At 61.6% G+C, this 24,754-nt stretch carries 23 protein-coding genes; 8 read left to right on the top strand and 15 right to left on the bottom strand.

The features are described 5' to 3' along the window. Positions 1–96: 96 nt before the first annotated feature. Genes HX823_RS05750 through HX823_RS05740 form a run of 3 tightly spaced genes read right to left on the bottom strand, consistent with a single transcriptional unit; the run spans position 97 to position 3,097 of the window. A complete protein-coding gene (locus tag HX823_RS05750) occupies positions 97–1,173 on the bottom strand; it encodes an extracellular solute-binding protein (protein WP_177074358.1) in 1,077 nt (358 codons plus the stop codon). Then, positions 1,170–2,051 (bottom strand): N-carbamoylputrescine amidase, encoded by an 882-nt coding sequence (aguB, locus tag HX823_RS05745; protein ID WP_177074357.1) that lies wholly within the window; start codon positions 2,049–2,051, stop codon positions 1,170–1,172. Before aguB ends, HX823_RS05750 begins: the two co-directional genes overlap by 4 nt. Beyond that, positions 2,048–3,097, bottom strand: a complete 1,050-nt coding sequence (locus HX823_RS05740) for an agmatine/peptidylarginine deiminase (protein ID WP_177074356.1) — start codon at positions 3,095–3,097, stop codon at positions 2,048–2,050. Before HX823_RS05740 ends, aguB begins: the two co-directional genes overlap by 4 nt. 134 nt (positions 3,098–3,231) lie before the next feature. Here HX823_RS05740 and HX823_RS05735 point away from each other — a divergent pair, with 134 nt between their 5' ends. From HX823_RS05735 to HX823_RS05725, 3 genes are read left to right on the top strand one after another with little or no spacing between them, the layout of a single operon-like run. Further along, positions 3,232–4,098 (top strand): LysR substrate-binding domain-containing protein, encoded by an 867-nt coding sequence (locus HX823_RS05735; protein WP_177074355.1) that lies wholly within the window; start codon positions 3,232–3,234, stop codon positions 4,096–4,098. Next, positions 4,095–4,628 carry a G/U mismatch-specific DNA glycosylase gene (gene mug, locus HX823_RS05730; protein WP_038849336.1) on the top strand — a complete coding sequence of 178 codons (534 nt, stop codon included), beginning with the start codon at positions 4,095–4,097 and terminating at the stop codon, positions 4,626–4,628. The genes HX823_RS05735 and mug overlap by 4 nt, the downstream gene beginning before the upstream one ends. A 30-nt stretch (positions 4,629–4,658) precedes the next feature. Then, entirely contained in the window at positions 4,659–5,255 is a 597-nt protein-coding gene (locus HX823_RS05725) for a glutathione S-transferase (RefSeq protein ID WP_177074354.1), read from the top strand. Positions 5,256–5,261: 6 nt separating this feature from the next. Here HX823_RS05725 and HX823_RS05720 read toward each other — a convergent pair whose 3' ends face one another. Further along, on the bottom strand, positions 5,262–6,029 hold the full coding sequence (locus HX823_RS05720; RefSeq protein WP_177074353.1) for an SDR family NAD(P)-dependent oxidoreductase: 768 nt from the start codon (positions 6,027–6,029) through the stop codon (positions 5,262–5,264). A gap of 137 nt (positions 6,030–6,166) precedes the next feature. On the opposite strand from HX823_RS05720, the gene HX823_RS05715 reads away from it, so the two are divergent. Then, entirely contained in the window at positions 6,167–7,315 is a 1,149-nt protein-coding gene (locus tag HX823_RS05715; RefSeq protein WP_177074352.1) for an aldose epimerase family protein, read from the top strand. A 114-nt stretch (positions 7,316–7,429) separates the two neighbouring features. Here HX823_RS05715 and araH read toward each other — a convergent pair whose 3' ends face one another. The 7 genes from araH to HX823_RS05680 all read right to left on the bottom strand — a co-directional run bounded on the left by araH (position 7,430) and on the right by HX823_RS05680 (position 15,897). Continuing rightward, positions 7,430–8,398: an L-arabinose ABC transporter permease AraH gene (gene araH, locus HX823_RS05710; protein ID WP_177074351.1), complete on the bottom strand. Its 969-nt coding sequence runs from the start codon at positions 8,396–8,398 to the stop codon at positions 7,430–7,432. A 9-nt stretch (positions 8,399–8,407) separates the two neighbouring features. Next, positions 8,408–9,910 (bottom strand): L-arabinose ABC transporter ATP-binding protein AraG, encoded by a 1,503-nt coding sequence (gene araG / locus HX823_RS05705; protein WP_177074350.1) that lies wholly within the window; start codon positions 9,908–9,910, stop codon positions 8,408–8,410. Next, the gene (locus HX823_RS05700; protein WP_016976497.1) at positions 9,907–10,911 is read right to left on the bottom strand and encodes a substrate-binding domain-containing protein; all 1,005 of its coding nucleotides are present in this window, start codon (positions 10,909–10,911) and stop codon (positions 9,907–9,909) included. The genes araG and HX823_RS05700 overlap by 4 nt, the downstream gene beginning before the upstream one ends. A gap of 166 nt (positions 10,912–11,077) precedes the next feature. Beyond that, positions 11,078–11,941: an SMP-30/gluconolactonase/LRE family protein gene (locus HX823_RS05695; protein WP_177074349.1), complete on the bottom strand. Its 864-nt coding sequence runs from the start codon at positions 11,939–11,941 to the stop codon at positions 11,078–11,080. 36 nt (positions 11,942–11,977) lie between these two features. After that, entirely contained in the window at positions 11,978–13,558 is a 1,581-nt protein-coding gene (locus tag HX823_RS05690) for an aldehyde dehydrogenase (NADP(+)) (RefSeq protein WP_177074348.1), read from the bottom strand. Between the two features lie 11 nt (positions 13,559–13,569). Then, positions 13,570–14,559 (bottom strand): AraD1 family protein, encoded by a 990-nt coding sequence (gene araD1, locus HX823_RS05685; protein WP_177074347.1) that lies wholly within the window; start codon positions 14,557–14,559, stop codon positions 13,570–13,572. Positions 14,560–14,574: 15 nt separating this feature from the next. After that, positions 14,575–15,897: an MFS transporter gene (locus HX823_RS05680; RefSeq protein WP_177074346.1), complete on the bottom strand. Its 1,323-nt coding sequence runs from the start codon at positions 15,895–15,897 to the stop codon at positions 14,575–14,577. Between the two features lie 192 nt (positions 15,898–16,089). Here HX823_RS05680 and HX823_RS05675 point away from each other — a divergent pair, with 192 nt between their 5' ends. Both HX823_RS05675 and HX823_RS05670 read left to right on the top strand, forming a co-directional pair. Further along, positions 16,090–17,826 carry an IlvD/Edd family dehydratase gene (locus HX823_RS05675; RefSeq protein WP_038847710.1) on the top strand — a complete coding sequence of 579 codons (1,737 nt, stop codon included), beginning with the start codon at positions 16,090–16,092 and terminating at the stop codon, positions 17,824–17,826. 48 nt (positions 17,827–17,874) lie between these two features. Beyond that, entirely contained in the window at positions 17,875–18,597 is a 723-nt protein-coding gene (locus HX823_RS05670; RefSeq protein ID WP_010211221.1) for a FadR/GntR family transcriptional regulator, read from the top strand. Between the two features lie 173 nt (positions 18,598–18,770). On the opposite strand, the gene HX823_RS05665 is transcribed toward HX823_RS05670, so the two are convergent. Then, positions 18,771–20,897 (bottom strand): TonB-dependent siderophore receptor, encoded by a 2,127-nt coding sequence (locus HX823_RS05665; protein WP_177074345.1) that lies wholly within the window; start codon positions 20,895–20,897, stop codon positions 18,771–18,773. 200 nt (positions 20,898–21,097) lie between these two features. After that, positions 21,098–22,189: an NADH:flavin oxidoreductase/NADH oxidase gene (locus tag HX823_RS05660; protein ID WP_177074344.1), complete on the bottom strand. Its 1,092-nt coding sequence runs from the start codon at positions 22,187–22,189 to the stop codon at positions 21,098–21,100. Positions 22,190–22,279: 90 nt separating this feature from the next. On the opposite strand from HX823_RS05660, the gene HX823_RS05655 reads away from it, so the two are divergent. Continuing rightward, on the top strand, positions 22,280–22,579 hold the full coding sequence (locus HX823_RS05655; protein ID WP_177074343.1) for a helix-turn-helix transcriptional regulator: 300 nt from the start codon (positions 22,280–22,282) through the stop codon (positions 22,577–22,579). Between the two features lie 43 nt (positions 22,580–22,622). Here the strand turns inward: HX823_RS05655 and HX823_RS05650 are convergent, their stop codons facing one another. After that, a complete protein-coding gene (locus tag HX823_RS05650) occupies positions 22,623–23,378 on the bottom strand; it encodes a Fic family protein (protein WP_177074342.1) in 756 nt (251 codons plus the stop codon). Next, positions 23,375–23,638, bottom strand: coding sequence for a hypothetical protein (locus tag HX823_RS05645; protein WP_095017623.1), 264 nt, complete (start codon positions 23,636–23,638; stop codon positions 23,375–23,377). Before HX823_RS05645 ends, HX823_RS05650 begins: the two co-directional genes overlap by 4 nt. A 162-nt stretch (positions 23,639–23,800) precedes the next feature. Between HX823_RS05645 and HX823_RS05640 the strand changes: the two genes are divergently transcribed. Then, positions 23,801–24,691 (top strand): bestrophin family protein, encoded by an 891-nt coding sequence (locus HX823_RS05640; RefSeq protein WP_177074341.1) that lies wholly within the window; start codon positions 23,801–23,803, stop codon positions 24,689–24,691. Positions 24,692–24,754 lie beyond the last annotated feature (63 nt).

Raw genomic sequence — 24,754 nt, 5'->3', positions numbered from 1 at the left:
GGTTGTTGTGGTGAGCGGGCTTGCCCCGCGCTGGGCTGCGTAGCGGCCCCAAAAAAGAGGGAGCGCTGCGCACTCCAGCGCGAGCAAGCTCGCTCACTACAGTGCTGTCTTGAATTTAGTCCATACACGCATCCGTGCGCGCATATCGGCCTGGGGGATGTCCTTGCCGGCGATCAACCGTTCGAAGGTCGCGGCGTCCGGATAGATGTCCGGGTTATCGCGCATGCTCGCCTCCACGTCCGGCCGCGCTTTGGCGTTGGCGGTGGGGTAGCCGGTGAGGTTGGTGATGGCGGCCATGTTTTGCGGGCGCATCACGAAGTTGATGAAGGCGTACGCGTATTCCGGGTGCTGGGCGTCGACCGGGATGGCCATGGTGTCCATCCACACCGTGGTGCCTTCGCGGGGGATGTGATAACCGAAGGTCACCGCTTTGCCGGCCGCATCGGCGGCGCGCTGGGCCTGGGTCATGTCGCCGCTGTAGCCGAGGGACAGGCACAGGTTGCCATTGACCAGGTCGGTCACTGGTTGCGACTGGAACTTGCGGATGTACGGCCGTACCTTGAGCAGCAGCTCACTGGCCGCCGCCAAGTCTTCACGCTTGGCGCTGCGCGGGTCGCGGCCCAGGTAGTTGAGCACCACGGCGAGTACTTCGTCCGGTGAGTCGATCAGCGAGATGCCGCAATCGGCGAATTTGGCAGCGTTCTCCGGCTTGAACAGCAGGTCGAGGCTGTTGACCGGCGCATTCGGCATGCGCTGCTGGATCTGCTGGGTGTTGTAGGTCAGGCCGATCGTGCCCCAGGTGTAGGGCACCGTGGCTTTGTTTGAGTTGACGTAATGGGTGCGCAGTTTCTGCAGGCCCGGCTCGATGTCGCTCATGGCGTCGAGCTTGGCGGGGTCCAGTGCTTGCAGGCTGCCGGCGCGCATCAGGCGTTCGGCCACAGTATCGCCGGGGAAGATCAGGTCGTAGCCGCTGCCGCCGGCCATCAACTTGGCTTCCAGGGTTTCACTGCCATCCATCACGTCGTAGATCACCCGGATACCGGTCTCGGCGGTGAATTTGGACAGGGTGTCGGCGGCGAAATAGTCAGCCCAGTTGTAGAGCTTGAGGGTTTTGTCCTCTGCCGAGGCGCAGACACTCGTCATGATCAGCGCACAACTCAATAGCCGCTTCATGATGGACGCCCATCCAGGGTCAGCAGGCCGCTGTACATCTCCGGGCGACGGTCGCGGTAGATGCCCCAGGTCAGGCGGTCTTCGCGCATGGCGGACAGGTCGAGGCTGCGCAGCAGCACGCCGGTGGAATCGCGATCCGCTTCGGCCAACAGCTTGCCCTTGTGGTTGCAGATGAACGATGAGCCGTAGAAGTCCATTTGCAGGTCCGGTTCAGTGGTCGCCACTTCACGGCCGACGCGGTTGGCCGCTACCACCGGCAACAGGTTTGCTGCCGCATGGCCGCGCATGGTCATCTGCCAATGGTCCCGCGAGTCGAGCGTGGCGCAGCCAGGTTCCGAGCCGATGGCGGTGGGAAACAGCAGCACCTCGGCGCCTTGCAACGCCAGGCAGCGCGCGGTCTCCGGGAACCACTGGTCCCAGCAGATGCCCACGCCCAGGCGACCGAAGGCCGTGTCCCACACCCGAAAACCGCTGTCGCCGGGGCTGAAATATTCCTTCTCCTGATAGCCGATGGCGTTCGGGATATGGGTCTTGCGGTACACGCCGAGCAAGCGCCCGTCAGCATCCGCCACACTGAGGGAATTGAAGAAGACATTGCCGGCCTTTTCGAACCAACTCAGCGGCAATACCACGCCCAACTCCTTGGCCAGTGCGGCGAAGCGGTTGAGCACGGTGCTGCGTTGATATTCCTCGGCCAGCGCCAAGTGCTTATGGTGCTGCTCGATGCAGAAATACGGCGTGGCGAACAGCTCCTGCAACAGGATCACCTGGGCGCCCTGCTTCGCCGCGTCTCGCACCAGCTGCTCAGCGCGGTCGAGGTTGCCCGGCAGGTCCCAGGTGCAGGGCATTTGGGTGGTGGCAATCGTCAGAATACTCATGGCTTCACCCAGGCTGGCTGTTGCTGGGTGATGCAGTGCACGCCGCCGCCGCCATGGGCCAGGTGGTTGATCTGCACCGGTACGATCTCGCGACCGGGGAATGCCTGGGCCAGGACTTCGGCCGCGACCTGATCAGCCGCAATGCCATAGGCCGGCATGATGATTGCGCCGTTGGCAATGTAGAAGTTGGTGTAGGAAGCACAGAACACCTCGGCTTCGGTGTCGACCGCATCGGTGGCTTCATACAGCTCGATCAGCTCGAAACGGCGGCCTTGGGCGTCGGTGGAAAGCTCCAGGGCGCGGCGGTTTTCCCGTACGACTTCGGCGTAAACAGAACGTTGATCGTGAGTCGCATCGACCAGCAACACCCCAGGGCGGGCAAATGCGCAGACGCCATCAACATGGCCGTCGGTCATGTCGCCCGTGACGTAATCCGGGTCGCCGGGTAACCAAATGGTCTTCTTGATGCCCAGCAGGCGCGTGAAGATGTCTTCCATCTCGGCCTTGCTCACGCCGGGGTTGCGGTTGGGGTTGAGCAGCACCGACTCGGTGGTGATCAGCGTGCCCTCGCCGTCCACATGGATCGCACCGCCTTCATTGCTCAGGGGCGTGCCGAAACATTCCAGCCCCAGGTGATTGAGCACCCGACGTGCCAGGCTTTCGTCCAAATCATGGGCCGACTTGCCGCCCCAGGCATTGAAGCGCCAGCTCACACCAGCCGTGCCCAGCTGCGGATGGCAGACAAAGCTCGGGCCGGAGTCGCGGCACCAGCTGTCGTTGACGGCCTGTTCAATCAGCTCGATGCCGGGCCCGCACAGCGCCTTGGCGCCCGCCACGGCAGACGGATCAACCAGCATTTTCACCGGTTCGAAGCGTGCGATCGCATTGGCCACCCGCGCAAAATCCTGCTGCACCTGCGCAAGGGTCACGCCCCATGTGGTTTCCCACAAGGCCCGGTTGTGCGGCCAGACCATCCACGTCGCCGCATGTCGGGCCCACTCCGCAGGCATCCACCAACCATTGCTTTGCATTGCATTCTGCTGCATGACAAGTACCCTTCAGTTAAGTCATTGTGTTCAGTGAAAACTGCCCACGGAGTCTTGGCACACATGCTATGGCGGCTTTCAAAGCCGGACAAACGATGGATTTTGTAGAAAACTGATTAGAGGAACTTATCAGCATGCTCAACCACTGGCCGCCCCTCGGCACCCTGCGCGGCTTTGAAGCTGCGGCGCGACTGGGCAGTTTCCACAAGGCCGCCGAGGAACTGCACCTGACCCAATCGGCGATCAGCCAGCAGATTCGCAGCCTGGAGGCGTACCTGGAACAGCCGCTGTTTTTCCGCAGCGGACGCAGCGTGAGCCTGACCGACGCCGGCCATGATTTCCTCAGCACCACCCAGGCGTTGCTGCAGCAATTGGCGGTGGGCGTGCGGCGGCTGGGGCAGTACCGCAAGCCCAACCAACTGGTGCTCAACACCACCCCGACCTTTGCCCGGCACTGGCTGTTGCCACGGCTCGCGGATTTCCGTCGGCAACACCCGGAAGTTGACCTGTGGATCTTCAGCACCGACGAAGTGCCCGACATGGCCAGCCAGACCATCGACCTGGCCGTGCGCGACGACATCAGCTCCCAGGCCGAATGCAGCTTCAAGGTGCTGCACGCCGACCGGCTGTTTCCCGCCTGCCACCCCCGGCTGTTAGCGCAGCCCAAGGCGCAGCGCACGACACTGCACGGCGAACGGGAAATGGACTGGAGCCATTGGGCGGTGGAAGCCGGAGTCGATGTGGGGCAGCAGGACCAGGGCCTGAATTTCTCCGACCCCGGCCTGTTGCTCGACGCCGTGTGTACCGGCCTGGGAATTGGCTTGGTCAGCCAGTTACTGAGCCGCCAGGCGCAAGAAGACGGGTTGCTTACGCCGCTGGTCGACGCGACGATTCGCGGGCCGAGCTGGGCGCTGCTGACTCATCGCGACAGCGAGCATGACCCGCTGGCGCGCAGTTTCACGGTGTGGTTACTGGCTCACTTGCAGGTAGAGCCGACATGAACGACCGCCTCGAAGACATCCTGGCCGACCGCTTGAGCGTAGTGTTCTGCGGCATAAACCCCGGCAAAGGCTCAGCCGCACTGGGCCTGCACTTTGCCAATCGCAGCAACCGTTTCTGGCGCACCTTGCACCTGGCCGGTTTCACGCCGCATGAGCTACGTCCCGAGGACGGCCCCACACTGGCGCACTATGGCTGCGGCCTGACCACGGTGGTAGAACGACCCACGGCCAGCGCCGGCGAATTGGCCCGGCATGAGTTCACGGATGCCGCCGCAGCGTTTGAACAGAAGATCCGACGCTATCAGCCACGCTTCGTGGCCTTTCTCGGCAAGGCCGGTTATAGCGCGTTGTCGGGCCAGCGCGAGATTGGCTGGGGGTTGCAACCGCAGCGGCTCGGCGACGCTTCGGTGTGGGTGTTGCCTAATCCCAGTGGACGCAACCTGGCGTTCAACCTGGAACAACTGGTGGTCGCCTATCAGCAATTACGGCGGGCCATTGCGCAGGCCGATCCTGAGCCCTTACTCTCTTGAGCCCATCACGTGGTAAGCAATGGAGGCTTCATGAAACTGATCGGCATGCTGGACTCGCCTTACGTAAGACGCGTGGCGATTTCCCTGGACCTGTACGGGGTGGATTTTGTGCATGAACCGCTGTCGGTATTCCGCAGCTTCGACGCGTTCGCCCAGATCAACCCGGTCGTGAAGGCTCCGACCCTGGTGCTGGACGATGGCACGGTGCTGATGGACTCCAGCCTGATCCTGGACTACCTGGAAACCCTGGCCCCGGCGAACAAAAAGCTGCTCGCGCAGCAACCCGCCGCACGCGCCCGGGACCTGCACATCCTTGGCCTGGCCTTGGCAGCCTGCGAAAAAACCGTGCAGATCGTCTACGAACACAACCTGCGCCCGGCTGAAAAGCAGCATGCGCCGTGGCTTGACCGGGTCAGCGGACAGTTGCTCGCTGCTTATTCGCTGCTGGAAAAACAACTGCCTGACAGCGAGGTGCTGACCCAGGCGTCGATTACAGCGGCGGTGGCCTGGTCGTTCAGCCAATTCACCGTGGCGTCTGTGGTCAAGGCGGATGCGTTTCCCAACCTGAGACGCCACGCCGAGCGGCTGGAACAGCATCCTGCCTTCAAGAAATACCCGATCGAGTAAGCGGACCTACACCCAACCGCCATCCACAATAAAGTTCTGCGCCGAACACATCGCCGAGGCATCGGAGGCAAGAAACAACGCCATATTGGCGATGTGTTCCGGCAGCACACTGCCCGGCAGGCACTGGCTGCGGCTGATCAGTTCCTTGGCCGCATCGTCGACCCACATCGCCAATTGTTTTTCCGTCATGACCCAACCCGGCACCAGCGTATTCACGCGGATCCGGCTCGGCCCCAATTCCCTGGCCAGGGCGCGGGTCATGCCGTGGGCGGCGGCTTTGCTGGCGGCGTACACCGGGTAGCCGGCGGACGCCATCATCCAGCCGACGGAGCCGAGGTTGATGATCGCCCCGCCGCCCGCGCTTTTCATCATCGGCACCACGGCCTTGGCGGCAAAAAAGGCGTGTTTGAGGTTAACGGAAATCAGTCGATCGAACATTTCCGAATCGACTTCCTCCAAGCTGTGACGCACGTCATTGGCGGCGTTGTTCACCAGCACGGTGATCGGTCCCAAGGAATGCTCGAAGCGCGTGATGGCGGCCTTGTAGGCGATCTCGTCGGTGATGTCGCAGTTCACGAATTCCACGGTGTGCCCGCGCGTACTCAGCAGCGCCGCCAAGCGTTCGCCCTGGCTTTGCGCGCGGTCGACAAAGCCGACCTTGGCACCTTGCGCTGCAAAGGCGCGCACCATGAATTCGCCAATGCCCGAAGCGCCTCCGGAGATCAGGACCGTCTTGCCTTCGAGGTCGGGGTAAACAGCGTGCTGGGTCGTCATGAAAGCTTGCCTCGCTTAATTAGTCTTATTTTATTTTGCAAAAATGGCGTCAAAGGCTATAAATTCGCTGCTCTATCGACAAAATATCGCACATTAGTAGAACTATTCCACTCAAAACAACAAAAGGAAGTTCGATCATGAAGCACCCTCGATACCTGCTGTCGGGCCTGGCGATGTCCATGCTGATCGCCAGCGGCGGCACCCAGGCCGCAGGCCTCACCAGCGAACACAAACCTTTCGGTAAAACCAACGACGGCACCGCCGTCGAACAGTACATCCTGCGCAACAGCCACGGCATGCAAGCCACGGTCATCACCTACGGCGGCGTGTTGCAGTCGCTCAAGGTGCCGGACAAACACGGCAAGGTCGAGGACGTGGTGCTGGGTTTCGACGACGTGCAGGGCTATCAAAGCGGCACCGCATTTTTCGGCGCGACCATCGGGCGCTTCGGCAATCGCCTGGCCGGTGGCGCTTTTGAGCTCGACGGCAAGCGCTACCAGGTGCCGCTCAACGACGGCCCCAACTCGCTGCATGGCGGCGCCCAGGGCTTCGACAAGCACGTATGGAAAGCCACGCCCGTCAAGGCCAAAGACTCGGTGGGCGTGACCCTCACCTACCTGTCCAAGGACGGTGAAATGGGCTTCCCCGGCAACCTGAAGACCGAGGTCACCTATAGACTCAACGACAACAACGAACTGCACATCGACTACACCGCCACCACCGACAAACCCACGGTGCTCAACCTCACCAACCACAGCTACTTCAACCTGGCCGGCGCGGGCAATGGCGACATTCTCAAGCAGGTTGCCACGTTGCACGCCAGCCATTACACGCCGGTGAATGCCACCTTGATCCCTACCGGCGAACTGGCGCCCGTCAAGGGCACGCCGATGGACTTCTTGAAACCGACACCCATCGGCCAGCACATCAAGGAGGATCACCCGCAGCTCAAATTTGCCGAGCCGAAACAGGGTGGGTTTGACTTCAACTGGGCGCTGGATAACAAAGGTGATGTGAAGCAGCTTGCGGCTGAAGTGCATGATCCTGAGTCGGGCCGACGCTTGCAGTTATTCACCACAGAGCCTGGGGTGCAGTTTTATACCAGCAACTTCCTGGATGGGTCGGTGAAGGGCAAGGCTGGGAAGACCTATCAGCACTGGAGCGGGTTTACGTTGGAGACTCAGCATTTTCCGGATGCGCCTAATCAGCCGACGTTTGCCTCAACTCGCCTGAACCCAGGGCAGACCTATACCCAGAACACCGTCTTCAAATTCTCCACCGATTAAACCTGTGGGAGCGGGCTTGCTCGCGAATGCGCCGTGTCAGTCAACTCATTCGGGTCTGACACTCCGTATTCGCGAGCAAGCCCGCTCCCACATTCAGTCTTCACAGGGCATGACTCAGCGTTGTTTCATGCGGTCGATGACCACCGCCAGCAGCAGGATTGAGCCGCGAATAACATACTGATAGAACGTGTCGATGTTCTTCAGGTTCATCGCATTCTCGATGATCGCCAAAATCAACACCCCGGCGATCACATGGCGGATCATCCCTACCCCGCCACTCAACGAAACCCCGCCCAGTACGCACGCCGAAATCACCGTCAGCTCAAAGCCCTGGCCAATCATCGGCTGGCCGGAGGTCATGCGCGACGCCAAGATCACCCCCGCCAACGCCCCGATCACCCCGTGCACGGCGAAGATCAGGATCTTGGTGCGGTCCACGTTCACCCCCGCCAGCAACGCCGCTTCCGGGTTGCCGCCGATGGCCATGGTGTTGCGCCCGTAGGTGGTGTAGTTGAGCAGCCAGCCGAAGAACAGGAAGCACAAAATGGTGATCAGGATCGGCACCGGCACGCCAAACAACTGGCCATTACCGAAGACGAAGAACTGCTCCTGGGACACGCCCACCGCCTTGCCGTTGGCAAAGATATACGCCAGGCCACGCACGATCTGCATGGTCGCCAGCGTGGTGATCAACGCATTGACCCGCAGCTTGGCAATGACGATGCCGTTGATCAGCCCCACCACCAGACCCATCAGCAGCGCGGCGCCAATGCCAAGCATCACGCTGTCGGTGTCGCGCATCACAATCGCCGCCACCACCCCGGCGCAGGCGATGACCGAACCCACCGACAGGTCGAAGTGCCCCGACGCCAGGCAGAACAGCATGGTGCACGCAGCAATGCCCACGGTGGAAATCGCCAGGCCCAGCCCGCGCATGTTCAACGGTGAAAGGAAGTTGTCGATCAGCAAGGCGCACAGCAAAAAGATACTCACGGCGGCCAGCAGCATCGCCCAGTTGTCGAGCAGCGCACGCAGGTCAAGCGGCTTGCGCGCGGTGGGCAGCACGTTGTGTTGAGTGGTCATAATCGTCTCTCAGTTCGCCAGGCTGCGCGGCAAGGCCAGTTGCAGCAGGTTGGATTCAGTCGCGTGTTCGCGGGTTTGTTCGCCGCGCAGCGCGCCTTCGCACAGCACCAGGATGCGATCGCTGATGCCCATCACTTCCATGAGGTCGCTGGACACCACGATCACCGCAATGCCCTGAGCAGCGAGGTTATGGATGATCTGGTAGATCTCGGCCTTGGCGCCGATATCGATGCCACGGGTGGGTTCGTCCAACAGCAACACTTTCATCGGCATCGACAGCCACCGGCCGAGAATGGCTTTTTGCTGGTTGCCGCCAGAGAGGTACAGGATCTTTTGCGCGGCGTTGGGCGTCTTGACCTTCATGGCTTTGATCTGCTGGTCGGCGTTGCCCTTCTCCCAGCCGTCGCGCAGCAGCCAGCCAAACGTGGAATGGGCGCCCCGCGCACTGATATTGATGTTCTCGGCGACGCTGGACAGCGGAATGATGCCCTCCTTCTTGCGGTCTTCCGGGCACAACAGCACGCCGGCGGCGATAGCATCCCGTGGTGACTGCAAATGCAGCGGCTCACCACAGAGTTGCAGTTGCCCGGCGCTGGCCCGCTCCAGGCCGCTGAGCAGGCGGAACAGCTCCGTGCGCCCTGCCCCGACCAGCCCGAACAGCCCAAGAATCTCGCCCTTGCGCACGTTGAAACTGATCGGCTCACGCAGGCCAGGCCCCAACAGGCCGTCGACCTTGAGCGCCACCTCGCCGTGCTCACGCGGGCGGTAGTCGTAGATGTCCTGGATATCGCGGCCGACCATGCAGGTCACCAACTGGTCATGGGTCAGCGTGCTCATGTCCTCGAAAGTGCGCACATAGCGACCGTCCTTGAACACAGTCACCGCATTGCAGATGCGGAACACTTCCTCCATGCGGTGCGACACGTAGAGCACCACTTTGCCCTCGTCGCGCAGGCGCGCGATGATCGCCATCAAGCGGTCGATCTCCCGCGCCGACAAGCTGCTGGTGGGCTCATCAAACGCAATCACATGGGCGCCACGGGACAGGGCCTTGGCGATTTCCACCAGTTGACGTTGGCCCAGGGACAGACGCCCGAGCTTCTCGGCAGGATCAATCTCATCCGCCAGGCCCTTGAGGCAAGCGAGGGCCTGCTCTCGCAGGAGCCCCCGGTTGACCACGCCGAGCCTCGATGGCAAATGCCCGAGAAACAGGTTCTCGGCCACGCTCATTTCCGGCACCAGGTGCAGTTCCTGATGGATCACCGCCACGCCGCTGGCAATGCTGTCAGCAGCGTTTTTGAAGGCCATGACCTGCTCGCCGATCTGCAGCGTGCCGCAGTTGGGAATGTAGGCGCCGCCGAGGATCTTGAGCAGCGTCGACTTGCCCGCACCGTTCTCGCCCATCAACGCGTGCACCTGCCCAGGGTGGGCGCTGAAGCTGATGCCATCCAGCGCCTTGACCCCCGGAAAGGTTTTGCCGATGCCGTCAAATCGCAAGGCGGCAGCAGTCATTGCCACAGCCCGATCTTGGTCAGCTCGGCCTGGAAGTTTTCACGGGTGATCAGGGTCACTTCGTCCATGGCCGTGTACTTCGGCGGCTCGGTGCCTTTTGTGACCCACTCGTACATCATCAGCGCGGTGTTATAGCCCTCGATGTGCGGGCTCGGCAGCATCGAGCCGAAGAAGCCGCTGCTCGGTTTTTTCAGTTCGCCGATGGCGTCGGTGCCATTGATGCCGATGCCGATCACGTTGGCCGCCTTGAAGCCGGCGCTTTCAGTGGCGCGTACGCCGCCGAGGACGGTGTTGTCGTTCATGCCGCCGATGATCAGGTTTTTCGCGCCGCTGGGGAGTTTCACCAGGGCCGAGTTGGTGGCGTCCATGCTGCCTGGGACATCCAGGGTCTTGGCCGCCGTAAACAAGATGTGATCCTTGGGAATGCCGGCTTCTTCCAGGGATTTGACCGAGCCATCGGTGCGCTTCTTACCGGTGTCGAGCTCGTTGAAGGTGTTGATCACCGCATAGGTGTCCTTCCAGTCCCAGCCGCGTTTTTTCGCTTCGGCGGCCATGGCGGCGCCTTGCTTCTGGCCGACCTCAAAGGCCGCCATCCCCAGGTACGGCACGTCTTCCATGAAGTTGCCCTTGGCGTCGACGAAGCGGTCATCCACTGCGATGACTTTCAAGCCGTTGGCCTTGGCTTTGGCGACGATGGCCGGGCCGAGGGACACATCCGGCGGGCAGATCACAAAGCCCTTGGCACCGTTGGCGGCCAGGCTGTCGATGGCCGACAGGGTTTTTTCGCCATCGGGCACGGCGATCTTGATCACGGTGAAGCCATGCTCCTTGCCGGCTTTCTCGGCAAAGGCCCACTCGGTCTGGAACCATGGCTCCTCGGCCTGCTTGACCAGGAAACCGATCTTCACCTCTTCAGCGGCCAGCAACAGCCCGCTCAAGCTCATGGCCGAGACCGCCACAGCGGCGCAGCACAGGGAACGCAAACCACGACGACGATTCATACGGGTGACTCCTTGTTGTTGTTTTTAAGTAGTACTGAGGGAGCAAGCTTGGTGTGGCGAGGGAGCTTGCTCCCGCTGGGGTGCGTAGCGCCCCCAAAAATCGGGACTGCTGCGCAGTCCAACGGGAGCAAGCTCCCTCGCCACAAGGAACCCACTCCCATAGGGTTTATCCGGCAAAGCGGTGACAGGGTTTTCCAGGTACATCAACTTCGATGGCCAATACCGCACCATCCAAGGGGTGATCCAAAGGGCTCGCGGCACTGGTGATATAGAGGGTGGTGAGATCCGGGCCACCAAACACGCAACTGGTCGGGCGGCTGACGGGCAGTTCGATGATGCGGTCCACTTCGCCGTCGGGCGTGAGGCGCAACAGGCAACTGCCGTCCCAGCGGGCGTTCCAGAGATAGCCGTCGACGTCCATGGCCGAGCCATCCGGCCCGCCACGTTCGTGGGGGCCGAACCAGACTTGCGCGGGACCGAGTTGGCCGTCGGCGTGAACTGCATACCGGTACAGCGTGCCGTCCAGGCTGTCGCCAAAGTGCACGTGGCGGCCGTCGTCGCTCCACAGCAAGGTATTCGGAATGCCCAGGCCACTGAGCAACAGCGTGACCTGCGCATCGGCATCGATACGGAACAGGCCGCCGGAGCGTCGGGTGATGGGCAGGTCTTCGCCCTGCTCGCCGATATTGTTCTGCATGGTGCCCAGCCACAGGCGGCCCTGGGCATCGCAGCGCGCTTCATTGCCACGGTTGCCCGGTTGCGGGTCCGCGACGCACAGCAGTGTCAGGGCTTCGGTGGCCAGGTCGAGGCGATACACGCCGCTGCTCAAGGTCACCAGGGCATCGCCGCTTTCACACGGGATGAAGGCCGAGACATGCTCGGGCAACTGCCACACCTGCAACTGCCCGCCCATCAGGCGCAGCGCCTGTTTGCCGGCGATATTCACCCAGTACAGCGCCTGGGTCGGCGCATCCCAGAACGGACCTTCGCCCAACTGCGCACGGTGCGGGGTAACGGCGATACACGACATGATGCCTCCTGGATTCTTGTTGTTCTCAGGTGCGCGTTACAGCGGGTCGCGAGATGGCGTGCCATCCACCAGCCGCTGGATACGCAACGGGTTGGCGTTTTTCAACGCGTCGGGCAGCAGGCTATCAGGGTAATTCTGGAAGCACACGGGGCGCAGGAAACGGTCGATGGCCAAGGTGCCGACCGACGTGCCACGGGCATCCGACGTGGCCGGGTACGGCCCGCCGTGCACCATTGAATCGCAGACCTCCACACCGGTCGGGTAACCGTTGAGCAGGATGCGGCCGACCTTCTGTTCCAGCAGCGGCGTGAGTTCGGTGAACTGTTGCAGGTCAGCCGGCTCGCCAATGATCGTGGCGGTGAGTTGACCGTGCAGCCCCTGCAAAGCCGCGCTGAGCTGGGCCTGGTCGGCGACTTCGACAAACACGGTGGTAGGACCGAAGACTTCTTCCTGCAGCACTTCATCGCCGTCGATCAACAGGCTTGCGTCGGCCGTGAACAACTGCGGTTGCGCTTGGTTGCCGGCCTGTTGGCGGCCCGCCAGGTGCTGGATGCCCGGATGTGCCAGAAGTTTTTCCAGGCCCTTGCCATAGCTGCCCAGGGTACCGGCGTTGAGCATGGTCTGTGCCGGTTGGTCGCCGATCAGTTGCGCGACTTGCTGGGTAAACGCGGTGAATTCAGGCGAGGCGATGCCAATCACCAGGCCTGGGTTAGTGCAGAACTGGCCGCAGCCCTGGACCACCGAGGCGGTCAGGTCACGCGCGACGCTTTCAGCACGCGCTTTCAACGCCTGGGGCAGCACGATCACCGGGTTGATGCTCGACATTTCGGCAAACACCGGGATCGGCTGCGGGCGCGCTGCCGCCATGTCGCACAACGCACGGCCACCCTTGAGCGAGCCGGTAAAGCCCACCGCCTGGATCGCTGGGTGCTTGACCAGCGCCTCACCGACACCGCCACCGAAGATCATATTGAACACACCGGCGGGCATCTCGGTGGTTTCGGCCGCGCGGATGATTGCATCGGCAACCCGCTCGGCCGTCGCCATGTGCCCGCTGTGGGCCTTGAACACCACCGGGCAACCTGCCGCCAGCGCGGCGGCGGTGTCGCCGCCCGCCGTGGAGAACGCCAAGGGAAAGTTGCTCGCACCAAACACGGCCACCGGCCCCAGGCCGATGCGGTATTGACGCAGATCCGGACGTGGCAAGGGTTGGCGATCAGGCAGCACTTTGTCGATGCGTGCACCGTAGAAATCACCGCGACGCAATACGTTGGCGAACAGGCGCATCTGGCCACTGGTACGCCCGCGCTCACCCTTGATACGCGCGGCGGGCAGGGCGGTTTCGCGGCAGACCAACTCGACAAAGTCATCCCCCAACGCGTCCAGTTCATCGGCCACTGCATCCAGGAACTGCGCACGGCGCGCCGCACTCAACGCACGGTACGCAGGGTAAGCCTGCGCGGCGGCCTTGGCGGCGGCATCGACTTCCTGCGGCGTGGCCTGGTAGAACACCTGGGGCAAGGCTTCGCCGGTGGTGGCGTCGACGCTTTGCAAGGTGATGCTGCCGTTGGCGCTGCGTTGGCCGCCGATGTAGTTGTGGCCGAGGAACGAGGTCATAGGGTTCTCCTTTAAAGGGTGATGACGTTGCCGGGTTCGAAGGCCGCATCGCTGCTGCCGACACGGTTGACCAGCGGCGCGCCGAACTCGGCCTGGCTGATCTCGAACACATCGCCCGGCTGAGTACGTATACCGTCGGCGAACGACAACGTGGCGGTGCCGAAAAAGTGAATGTGCACATCGCCCGGCGTGAGGAACTGACGGTACTTGAAGTGGTGGTACTCGAGGTTTTCCAGGCTGTGGCACATATTGGCCTCGCCGCTGAGGAATTCGTTCTGCCAGATCACTTCGCCGTCGCGAAGAATGCGGCTGGTGCCCGCCAGGTGCTGGGGCAACTCGCCCATGCGCAACTCGGGGCCATAGCTGCAACTGCGCAGTTTGGAATGGGCCAGGTACAGGTAGTTCTTGCGCTCCATAACGTGGTCGGAAAACTCGTTGCCTACCGCGAAACCGACGCGATAAGGCTGGCTGTCCGGGCCAATGACGTAGAGGCCGCCGATCTCCGGTTCTTCGCCGGCATCTTCCGCGAAAGGCGGCGACGGGAAGGCAGCGCCGGGGCGCACCACAATGCTGCCGTCGCCTTTGTAGAACCACTCCGGTTGCACGCCTGCCTGACCGGATTCCGGCTTGCCGCCCTCCACGCCCCATTTGAAGATGCGCATGGTGTCGGTCAACGCAGTGTCATCCCCGGCCTGGTGCATCTTGTCCCGCGCCGAGGCGCTGCCCAGGTGGGTCAGGCCAGTGCCGCTGATCAGCATGTGAGCCGGGTCCGGGTGGTCCAGCGGCGGCAGGATTTTCAGGTCGGCCAGCAAAGTGGCGTAATCGTAGCTGTCGCCCAAGCCCAGGCTGTCCACCTGTTGCGCCAGGCCGACGCCGGCTTCGATAGCGGCCAGGGCTAATTCGCGCACCGTGCGGGCGCTGTTGACCTCACGCACTTTGCTGCCTTCCACCACGCCGACGCGGCGCTCACCGTTACGCAATTCGAACTGAACCAAACGCATGTCATTTCTCCTGAATCAAGTACGTGTAGCGCCACGGGCACTGGCGGCGAATTGGTCCGCAGGCAGCACGTGCTTGCGCTCCAGCTGGCGGTAGACCACACCCGTCAGCAGCAAGCCAAACACCATCACTGCGGACAAGAAGTACAAGCCCGACGCCAGGTTGCCGGTGTATTCCTTGAGCGCGCCGATCACGAACGGGCCGATATAGCCGCCGAGGTTGCCCACCGAGTTGATCAACGCGATGCCCGCCGCCGCACTGGCGCCGGCAAAGAACCGTCCCGGCAAGGTCCAGAACACCGCCGTGCAAGAAAACATCGCGAACGCCGCCAGGCACAGCGCGGCCATTTGCAGCACCGGCATGCTCAGCCAGGCGCTGCAGAACAGGCCGATGGCGCCCAGCACGTAAAGCACGGCGAGATGGCCGTAGCGATCATTCAAACGGTCGGAACTGCGCGGGATGATCAGCAGGCCGATGATGCCGAAGATGTATGGCACGGCAGAGATGAAACCGGTGGTGAGGTCACTGCCGCCGAATTGCTTGATCAAGGTCGGCAGCCACAGGCCCAGGCCATAAATGCTCAGGGTCACCGGCAGGTAGAACAGCGCCAGCAGCAGCACGCGCTTGTCTTTCAAGGCATGCAGCGGGTTGCCGTGACGGGTTTGGCCGTAGGCTTGTAGGTCTTTGGCGAGTTCGCCGGTCAGCCAGGCTTTTTCATCCTCACTCATCCAGTTGACCTGCTTGGGGCCGTCCGGCAGGTAGCGCAGCACCGGCCAGGTCAGCAGGATCGCCGGGGTGCCGATGACGATGAACAGCCACTGCCAGCCATGCAGGCCAAGGATGCCGTCCATGCCCAGCAAACCGCCGGACACCGGGCCGGTGATCATCATCGCGATAGGTTGGGACAGGATAAACAGCCCGAGGATCTTGCCCCGATGACGCACCGGGAACCACTGCGTGATGTAGTAGAGAACGCCCGGAAAGAACCCCGCCTCCGCCGCCCCGAGAAGGAAGCGCATCACGTAAAAGCTGTGCGGCCCCTGCACGAAGGCCATGCCGATGGTGATGGCGCCCCAGGTGATCATGATCCGCGCAAACCAGCGGCGCGCGCCGAAGCGATCAAGCATCAGGTTGCTGGGGATCTCGAAGAGGAAGTAGCCAATGAAGAACAACCCTGCGCCCAAACCATAGGCCGCGTCGCCAATGCCGACGTCGGCGCCCATGTGCAACTTGGCGAAGCCCACGGCGGAGCGGTCCACGTAGGCGATCAGGTACAGCAGGATCAGGAAGGGAATCAGTTTCAGCGTGATGCGCCGAATAAGCCGCAGTTCCTGGCTCATGGGGTCGATCTCCGATTGTTGTTTTTATAGAAGCTCGGGGGACGCCTCTCGCGAAAATCCGCCAGGGTCATACCTCAGTTGAAGCCGACTATATAGTATGACTATTTGCAAAACAACTCTTCCAAAGCTGCGTTTTTTCGCTTATGTTTAAGCACGCATAGAACATATAGTCATACAATAAGAGAATCGATCATGTCTGATAAAAAGCCCGGCCTACGCTCCGCCCAGTGGTTTGGTACTGCCGACAAGAACGGCTTTATGTACCGCAGCTGGATGAAGAATCAGGGCATTGCCGACCATCAGTTCCATGGCAAACCGATCATCGGCATTTGCAACACCTGGTCGGAGCTGACCCCGTGCAACGCGCATTTCCGCCAGATCGCCGAGCACGTCAAACGCGGCGTGATCGAGGCCGGTGGCTTCCCGGTGGAGTTTCCGGTGTTCTCCAATGGCGAATCGAACCTGCGCCCCACCGCCATGCTCACGCGCAACCTGGCTAGCATGGACGTGGAAGAAGCGATTCGCGGCAACCCGATTGACGGCGTGGTGCTGCTGACCGGCTGCGACAAGACCACCCCCGCCCTGCTGATGGGCGCCGCCAGTTGCGACGTGCCGGCCATCGTGGTCACCGGCGGGCCGATGCTCAACGGCAAGCACAAGGGCCAGGACATCGGATCGGGCACCGTGGTGTGGCAGCTCAGCGAACAGGTGAAAGCTGGCACCATTACCCTGGATGATTTCCTGGCGGCCGAAGGCGGCATGTCGCGCTCGGCGGGCACCTGCAACACCATGGGCACCGCGTCGACCATGGCCTGCATGGCCGAAGCACTGGGCACCTCGCTGCCGCACAACGCGGCGATTCCAGCGGTGGATGCACGGCGTTATGTGCTGGCGCATATGTCCGGCATGCGCGCGGTGGAGATGGTGCGCGAAGATTTGAAGCTGTCCAAGATCCTCACTAAAGAAGCGTTTGAAAACGCAATCCGCGTGAATGCCGCCATTGGTGGCTCGACCAACGCGGTGATCCATCTCAAGGCCATCGCCGGGCGCATCGGCGTCGAACTCGATCTGGACGATTGGACCCGCATGGGCCGTGGCATGCCGACCATCGTCGATTTGCAGCCGTCGGGCCGCTTTCTGATGGAAGAGTTCTACTACGCCGGCGGCCTGCCGGCCGTGTTGCGTCGCCTCGGTGAAGCCAACCTGATTCCCCATCCGAACGCCCTGACCGTGAACGGCAAGTCCCTCGGCGAGAACACGAAGGACTCGCCGATCTACGGCCAGGACGAAGTGATCCGCACCCTCGACAACCCGATCCGCGCCGACGGCGGCATCTGCGTGTTGCGCGGCAACCTGGCACCGCTCGGTGCAGTGCTCAAGCCCTCTGCTGCCAGCCCGGCACTGATGCAACACCGAGGCCGCGCCGTGGTGTTCGAAAACTTCGACATGTACAAGGCGCGCATCAACGACCCGGAACTGGATGTGGACGCCAACTCGATCCTGGTCATGAAAAACTGCGGGCCCAAGGGTTACCCAGGCATGGCCGAAGTCGGCAACATGGGCTTGCCCGCCAAGCTATTGGCCCAAGGCGTGACCGACATGGTGCGGATCTCCGACGCGCGCATGAGCGGCACGGCCTACGGCACGGTGGTGTTGCACGTGGCGCCGGAAGCGGCGGCCGGCGGTCCGTTGGCCACAGTGAAGGAAGGTGACTGGATCGAACTCGACTGCGCCAACGGCCGTCTGCACCTGGACATCCCCGACGCAGAGCTGGCGGCACGCATGGCCGACCTGGCGCCACCTGAGAAGCTGATCGTCGGCGGCTATCGCCAGCTGTACATCGACCATGTGCTACAGGCCGACCAGGGCTGTGACTTTGACTTCCTGGTGGGTTGCCGTGGGGCGGAAGTCCCAAGGCATTCCCACTAATTGGGATGCTATGATGCGGCGAATTCAAGCCAGAGCCTCCCTGTAGACATGGATCACCAGCCGTCCAAGCCGCGCAAGAGCCAGCATGCCCAGATCGTCCAGGATTTGGGCATGCACATCGTTTCCGGTCGCTTCAAGCCCGAAGAACGCTTGCCCATGGAGGCCACGCTCTGCGAGGAGTACAAGGTCAGCCGCTCGGTGTTGCGTGAAGCGACCCGCGTGCTCAGCGCCAAGGGCCTGGTGTATTCCAAGCCCCGGGTGGGCGCGGTGGTGCGGCCTCGCTTGAAATGGCACCTGCTCGACCCGGACGTGCTGTCCTGGTTGATGCAGTCAACGCCGCACAGTGAGTTCTTCAACACCTTGGCCGGCGTGCGGCGCATCCTCGAACCGGAAATCGCCGCCATGGCCGCGACCACCGCCACCGACGAAGACATCGCCACCATCGAGCAAGCCTACCTGGGCATGGAAACCGCGCAGACCCACGAACAGCTGTTGCAGGCTGACCTGGATTTCCACCGCGCGATTGCCGACGCTACCCGCAACGACCTGCTGGCCTATATGTGCAACATGCTGTCGCTGCCGTTGCGCGAGTCGATCAACATCACCAACCGCCGCCCGGACATCCAGGGCCTGAGCCTGCCCCGGCACAAGGCGATCCTCACTGCCATTCAGAACCGCGATGCCCTGGGCGCGCGGCATGCCTCGCTGGTGCAACTGGATGACACGCGGGTGGCGTTGGATACGGTGATGAATGTGCTCACGCCGCTGTAGTGTGGGAGCTGGCAGCCAAGCTCTATCAGATGTAAATCAATCCAAATGTGGGAGCGGGCTTGCTCGCGAATGCGCAGTGCCAGTCAACAGATTCAGTGACTGACACTCAGCATTCGCGAGCAAGCCCGCTCCCACAAGGGTTATGCGGTGTGCCTGCCCATCCTGCTATTGGTTTACAGGGTGTAGGCAATCCCCACCTGCACCGTGCGCGGTTCACCCGGATACGCATACACGTTGCCGAACGCGCCTTCTTCATAGTCGCGGTTGAACAGGTTCTTCACGTCCAGGTTCAGGCGGATCTTGTCGTTGACCTTGTAGTAGCTGAGCAGGTCGACCACGGTGTAGGCGTCCATCGAGAACGCAGTGTTGGACGTCTGCCCCGCGCGCTCATCCACGTATTTGCCGCCCGCCCCCAGGCCCAGGCCCTTGAGGGCGCCGTCCTGGAATTCGTAGACGTTGAGCAGGCTGAAGCTGTTGCGCGGGATGTTCAGCAAGCGGGTGCCGGTGTGCAGGGTGTTGTCCTTGGTGACTTCGGCGTCCACGTAGGCATAGCCGCCAATCACGCGCCATTGCGGGGTGATGTTGCCGGCGACGTTGAGGTCCAAACCTCGGCTGCGCACCTGGCCGGCCGCGACACTGAAGGTTGAGTCGAGCGGGTCGGTGGTGAGCACGTTTTTCTTCTCGATCTGGTAGATCGCCGCGTCGACACTCAGTTGGCGATCCAGCGCTTCCCACTTGATGCCCATCTCATAGGACTTGCCTTTCTCCGGCTCAAAACCACCCCCCTGACGGCTGGCACCGGTGTTGGGCTTGAACGAACGGGCTGCGTCCGCGTACACCGCGACGGTGTCGGTGAGGTCGTAGATCACGCCCATGCGCGGGGTGACCGCGTTATCGCTGGCTTCCCAGCTTTTACCGCCTGGCACATAGGTGTGGTAGTCATGTTCGAAACGCTCGAAGCGGGCGCCGGCCAGCACTTTGAGGCGCTCGGTCAGGGCGACCTGGTCCTGGACGAAGGCGGCGTAGGTCTTGAGGTTTTCCTTGTCGTGGGTCGGCGTGCGTGTGAGCGCCGGGCGCGGCTGGCCGTAGACCGGGTTGAAGATATCGATGGGGTAGGCACCCACTGCGCCGCTGGAACGCTGGATGATCGACTTGTAGTCGTAGTCTTCGAACTCGACGCCGCTCAGCAGCGTGTGGTCGAAACCGCCGGTGGAGAAATGCCCGGTGAGGTTGAGTTGGGTGTCCTTGTCGGTCCATTCCAGCTTGCGATAGTTGAAGTTGCGGCCCAGGGTGCGCCCGTCAGCGGCCAGGCCGTTGGCTTCGATGGCGTTGCCTTGCAAGGTACCGTCGAGCCACTGAAAACCGCCGCCCAGGGTCCAGTTTTCGTTGAGCAGGTGCTCGAAACGCAATTGCGCCATGCTGTTGTCGTTGTGCAGTTTGCCGGCGTCTTTTTCACCCCAGAAGGTGTCGCGCGAAGGCGTGCCTTTTTGATTGGGGTAACGCGTCAAGCCACGGTCCAACGGGTGATTGTTGCGCATGAAGTCACCTTCGAAGATCACCTTGGTGTCATCGGTGGCCTGCCAGGTGATCACCGGGGTCACGCCGTAGCGCTCGGTTTCCACGTGATCACGGAAGGTGTCGCCGCCCTCGCCCACCACGTTCAAGCGATAGGCCAGGCGACCGTCTGCATCCAACGGGCCGGACGCGTCAAGGGTGGCGCGCTGCATGCCCTGGTCATCCAGTTGGCTGCCGAGGGTCACCGTCGGCTCGGCCAGCGGTTGCTTGGAGACCACGTTGAAGGTGCCACCGGGATCGCCACGGCCGTAGAGCATGGTCGCCGGGCCGCGCAGCACCTCCAGGCGCTCGATGGTGTTGGCGTCGGGCATGTTCGGGTAGCCGCGGTTGATCGGGAAACCATTGCGGTAGAACTCGCCGGTGGTAAAGCCGCGCACGGTGAAGGTGGTGAGCCCCTGCCCGCCGAAGTTGTTGGCGCGGCCGACGCCACCGGCGTAGTCCAGCGCGTCCTGCAGGCGGGTGGCGCCGATGTCCTCGACCACCGCCCTGGACACCACGCTGATGGACTGCGGGGTTTCGTGGATCGAGGTATCAGTGCGCGTCGCACTTGCCGAGCGGGTGGCATGGTAGCCCTGCACCGGACCCTGGGCGGTTTCGTAGTCGGCCGCGCCCGTAATGCTGGTGGTCTGCAGCTCGATCACGGCTTTTTCAAGCGGTTCGACCTCCGCCCAGCTCAACGGGGAAAACGCCTGAAGCACACACACGGAAAGCAGGGTACGACGCATGAAGGATAAACCTAGTGAAAGAGCCAGATGGGGCGGCATATCTGCCAATTATTTTGCGCGGCATGATAGGTCAAATCATTACCTTTTGGCATTTATTCTCATTAACGACTTATCGAGTAACCGCTTCGTATCAACGCACGGCAAAACCCGCGCAAAAAAAAGCCACTCTCACGAGTGGCTTCTGTCACGCCCTTACCGCCTCAGCGATAACGTTCCAACCAATGCGCATAAGGTGCAGGCAAGGTCCACGACGACTTCTCGACGCCCAGCTCCTTGGCCGCAAAGTACGCCCAATGCGGGTCAGCCAAGTGCGCACGCCCCACCGAAACCAGGTCCAGATGCCCGGCTTGCAAGGCGCCTTCCGCCAGTTGCGGCGTGCCGAAGCCCCAGGCCGATGTCACCGGAATGCCGGCCTCACGACGCACGCGCTCAGCGATCGGCCCCATGAACGCCGGGCCCCATGGAATGTTGGTGTCGGGAATGGTGAAGCCGACGCTGACACTCAGCAGGTCCAGGCCACCGGCCTTGAAACGACGGGCCAGTTCGATGGATTCGGTGAGGGTCTGCTCGTCGCGACCGTCGTATTCGATCACACCGAAACGCGCGGTGAGCGGCAGGTTTTCCGGCCACACTTCGCGCACGGCGGCCAGGGTTTCCAGGAGGAAACGGCTGCGGTTGTCGAAGCTGCCGCCGTAGGCGTCGGTGCGTTGGTTGGAGTGCTCGGAGAAGAAGCTCTGGCCCAGGTAGCCGTGGGCGAAGTGCAGCTCGATCCACTCGAAACCGGCGTCACGCGCGCGGCGGGCGGCGTCGACGAAGTCCTGACGCACACGGGCGATGTCGTCCAGGGTCATGGCGCGCGGTACTTGCGGCAGGTTGGCACCGAAGGCGATGGCCGACGGTGCGATGGTTTCCCAGCGGCGCGAATCGGACGCGGCCATATGGTCGTCACCTTCCCACGGGCGGTTGGCGCTGGCCTTGCGACCGGCATGGCCGATCTGGATGCCCGGCACCGAACCGGCCGCCTTGATGGCCTTGACCATCGGCACGAAAGCCTCGGCGTGGGCATCGCTCCAAAGCCCGGCGCAGCCTGGGGTGATACGGCCTTCCGGCGCGACGGCGGTGGCTTCGACCACTACCAGGCCAGCCCCGCCACGGGCCATGCTGGCCAGGTGCACAAGGTGCCAATCGTTGACGATGCCATCATCGGCCATGTACTGACACATCGGCGGAATGGCAATGCGATTGCGCAGGGTGACGTCTTTGAGTGTGAACGGTTCGAACAATGCGGACATGTTGACTCCAGCCAGTGGTTGATTGATTCGATAGTTCGATGGTAATCGAACTATGGTATTCAACGATAGCCCCCTGTTATGATTCGTTTCATGCGAGCCTTCAAACACCCTCCCCTTCAAGACCTGACCCTCGAACGCGTGCTGTACGCCCTGAGCGATCCGGTGCGTCTGGAAATCGTGCGCTGCCTGGCCGGCGTGCCAGAAGCCACCTGCGGCGAGTTGGACGGCGGGCGGCCCAAATCGAGCATGTCCCATCACTTTCGCGTGTTGCGCGATGCCGGGTTGGTGCAGACCCGCAGCGTGGGCACCACTCATCTGAATGCGTTGCGTGCGGAGGATCTGGAGGGCCGCTTTCCCGGTTTACTGCAGAGTATTCTTGCACAGCGGTGAAAGCCGGATCACGCGCGGCTTGATCCTTTGGATATTTGCGATCCTACTTTTCAGAGGGCGGCACATCGAGCGATTGCGATCTGTAGGTTTTATAAATCTGCTGAATCGCGGGGTTATCCAGGCTTTCATAAGTAATACCTTCCTTATCAAGCCCATCCAATCCCTTGATCCCGCCAATCATCGCTGGCCACTCATCGCGATGGCCAATATCTCTAACGAAGGGTTTCAGGTAGTCACTCAAATGCCCTTTGAATGGCTCTCTGATTTCCGCACTGAGGGTCCGAAGGTAATCATCCTTATTGGTTCTTGACCACTCAATAGCGAACTTTGCTCTATAACAAAGCTCCATGAACACAAGCAGAATCGTACGCCCATTGCCATCAAGGAAAGGATGCGCAAATGCCAACTGCCCCATTACATCACCCGGATGATCTCTAAAACGTTTTTTATTCGAGGCCAGCTCAAGTGCATAGTCTACGGACAGTCTTATTGAAACCGGGTGTTCGAACGGAGTATGGTGAGGATCGTCTTGAGAGCCTTTGAAAACGGCGAGGTGTGGCACAAGTTCCGTTCGGTCTTTCCCCGCCCAAGGATAAAACCCAGAAAACAAAATCTCGTGCACTTTAAGTACGGATAAGTAATCGATAGGTTTTTTCTTGGCCAAGTATCCGAGCGCGTCCTCCATGCTCAGTTCAAACGACAGGTGTTCGGACTCTTTTACTTCGACAGGGTCTTTAAGCTGTAATGTATTACGAAGATACCCAGCGGTTTCAAAATCGCCGAAGGGATCAAAAATCATGCGCTGCGCATCTTCTTGGCAAGCCGCTTCTCCTGAAGATAACTGCCCTGAAGCGCCAGGGTCTCCGACTTGCTCAGAACGCCCCTCCTCTTGAGATTGACCAACAACTGCTCTACACCATCCAACTCGACCACATCACCCGCCAGACCAGTAATCGCAGCGGCCATACGGCTTATGCCGTCTCGCTCTGCGGTGACATGGTGGGCTTTAGCCATCTTGCGTACTTGGCTGGCGATACTGACATCGGCTGTTTCAGTCATCTGATATCCCTCAATTAGCTTCCAAAGCATAGCATGACGCCTGCCCCCCATCTCAACCGAAGCAATGCCGGCTTAAACGTTTAAGGCACTCACCGAACCTTTCCCCCGAACCCACGTCCGAGCTTAAGCACTGTTGCTTACCGCTCGCCGCGAGGTCTTCGTTTGAAAGCTGCCATCCTCAAAAAGTACCGCCTGATCATCAAGACCATGGGCTACGTGGGCTGGGCGCTGTTCTGGCTGTTGCTGTGGGACGTCGCCGTCACTGTGGACTTCATGCTGTTTCTCACCGCCAAGATCAATTTGCCGCTGATGCCCCTGACCCTGCTGGGTTCGGCGCTGGTGGTGCTGATCAGTTTCCGTAACAGCAGCGCCTACAATCGGTGGTGGGAAGCCCGCACGCTATGGGGCGCGATGGTCAATAACTCGCGCAGCTTTGCGCGCCAGGTCTTGACCTTGCTGGACGACCCCGACGGCGAAGTGAACCCGGTCAAGGCCACCCTGTTGCGCCGTCATGTAGCGTACGTGAACTGCCTGGCCGCGCATCTCAAGGGCCAGCCATGCCCTGAAGAAGTCCGTGCCTTCATTCCCAGCGAAGAGTTCGCGCGCAATGGCGCGACCAACAACTTCGCCAATGACATCCTCACCGGCTCGGCCGCGCTGCTGGCCAGGGAATACAAGGCTGGCCACCTCGACAGCATCCGCCTGGCGCGACTGGAGTCGACCCTGGTGGACTTGTCCAACGCCCAGGGCGGCATGGAACGGATTGCCAACACCCCGCTGCCCTACCCCTACGTGTATTTCCCGCGCCTGTTCATCTCGTTGTTCTGCCTGATCGTGCCAGTGGGCCTGGTGGAATCCCTGGGTTGGTTCACCCCGCTGGCCTCGACGGTGGTGGGTTTCATGCTGCTGGCCATCGAGCGCATCGGCACCGACCTGCAAAGCCCGTTCAACTCCAGCGAACACCAGATCCAGATGGAAACCATCTGCGAAACCATCGAGAAAAACCTGCAGTCGATGCAGCGTGATGCGCTGGGTGGCGAGCGCATCGGTTAAACCCTCCTTTGGCCCTCAAGTGCGTGCTCCCGCAGTCGATACACAGGGAGTACGCATGGGCCA

It is taken from the genome of Pseudomonas sp. P7759 (assembly GCF_013386445.1).
Lineage (GTDB): Bacteria > Pseudomonadota > Gammaproteobacteria > Pseudomonadales > Pseudomonadaceae > Aquipseudomonas > Aquipseudomonas azotoformans_A.
This window is presented reverse-complemented; position numbering and strand designations above follow the sequence as displayed.

Coding starts and splice junctions, on each gene's coding strand:
- HX823_RS05750 (WP_177074358.1), bottom strand. CDS start 1,173: ATGAAGCGGCTATTGAGTTGTGCGCTGATCATGACGAGTGTCTGCGCC.
- aguB (WP_177074357.1), bottom strand. CDS start 2,051: ATGAGTATTCTGACGATTGCCACCACCCAAATGCCCTGCACCTGGGAC.
- HX823_RS05740 (WP_177074356.1), bottom strand. CDS start 3,097: ATGCAGCAGAATGCAATGCAAAGCAATGGTTGGTGGATGCCTGCGGAG.
- HX823_RS05735 (WP_177074355.1), top strand. CDS start 3,232: ATGCTCAACCACTGGCCGCCCCTCGGCACCCTGCGCGGCTTTGAAGCT.
- mug (WP_038849336.1), top strand. CDS start 4,095: ATGAACGACCGCCTCGAAGACATCCTGGCCGACCGCTTGAGCGTAGTG.
- HX823_RS05725 (WP_177074354.1), top strand. CDS start 4,659: ATGAAACTGATCGGCATGCTGGACTCGCCTTACGTAAGACGCGTGGCG.
- HX823_RS05720 (WP_177074353.1), bottom strand. CDS start 6,029: ATGACGACCCAGCACGCTGTTTACCCCGACCTCGAAGGCAAGACGGTC.
- HX823_RS05715 (WP_177074352.1), top strand. CDS start 6,167: ATGAAGCACCCTCGATACCTGCTGTCGGGCCTGGCGATGTCCATGCTG.
- araH (WP_177074351.1), bottom strand. CDS start 8,398: ATGACCACTCAACACAACGTGCTGCCCACCGCGCGCAAGCCGCTTGAC.
- araG (WP_177074350.1), bottom strand. CDS start 9,910: ATGACTGCTGCCGCCTTGCGATTTGACGGCATCGGCAAAACCTTTCCG.
- HX823_RS05700 (WP_016976497.1), bottom strand. CDS start 10,911: ATGAATCGTCGTCGTGGTTTGCGTTCCCTGTGCTGCGCCGCTGTGGCG.
- HX823_RS05695 (WP_177074349.1), bottom strand. CDS start 11,941: ATGTCGTGTATCGCCGTTACCCCGCACCGTGCGCAGTTGGGCGAAGGT.
- HX823_RS05690 (WP_177074348.1), bottom strand. CDS start 13,558: ATGACCTCGTTCCTCGGCCACAACTACATCGGCGGCCAACGCAGCGCC.
- araD1 (WP_177074347.1), bottom strand. CDS start 14,559: ATGCGTTTGGTTCAGTTCGAATTGCGTAACGGTGAGCGCCGCGTCGGC.
- HX823_RS05680 (WP_177074346.1), bottom strand. CDS start 15,897: ATGAGCCAGGAACTGCGGCTTATTCGGCGCATCACGCTGAAACTGATT.
- HX823_RS05675 (WP_038847710.1), top strand. CDS start 16,090: ATGTCTGATAAAAAGCCCGGCCTACGCTCCGCCCAGTGGTTTGGTACT.
- HX823_RS05670 (WP_010211221.1), top strand. CDS start 17,875: ATGGATCACCAGCCGTCCAAGCCGCGCAAGAGCCAGCATGCCCAGATC.
- HX823_RS05665 (WP_177074345.1), bottom strand. CDS start 20,897: ATGCGTCGTACCCTGCTTTCCGTGTGTGTGCTTCAGGCGTTTTCCCCG.
- HX823_RS05660 (WP_177074344.1), bottom strand. CDS start 22,189: ATGTCCGCATTGTTCGAACCGTTCACACTCAAAGACGTCACCCTGCGC.
- HX823_RS05655 (WP_177074343.1), top strand. CDS start 22,280: ATGCGAGCCTTCAAACACCCTCCCCTTCAAGACCTGACCCTCGAACGC.
- HX823_RS05650 (WP_177074342.1), bottom strand. CDS start 23,378: ATGATTTTTGATCCCTTCGGCGATTTTGAAACCGCTGGGTATCTTCGT.
- HX823_RS05645 (WP_095017623.1), bottom strand. CDS start 23,638: ATGACTGAAACAGCCGATGTCAGTATCGCCAGCCAAGTACGCAAGATG.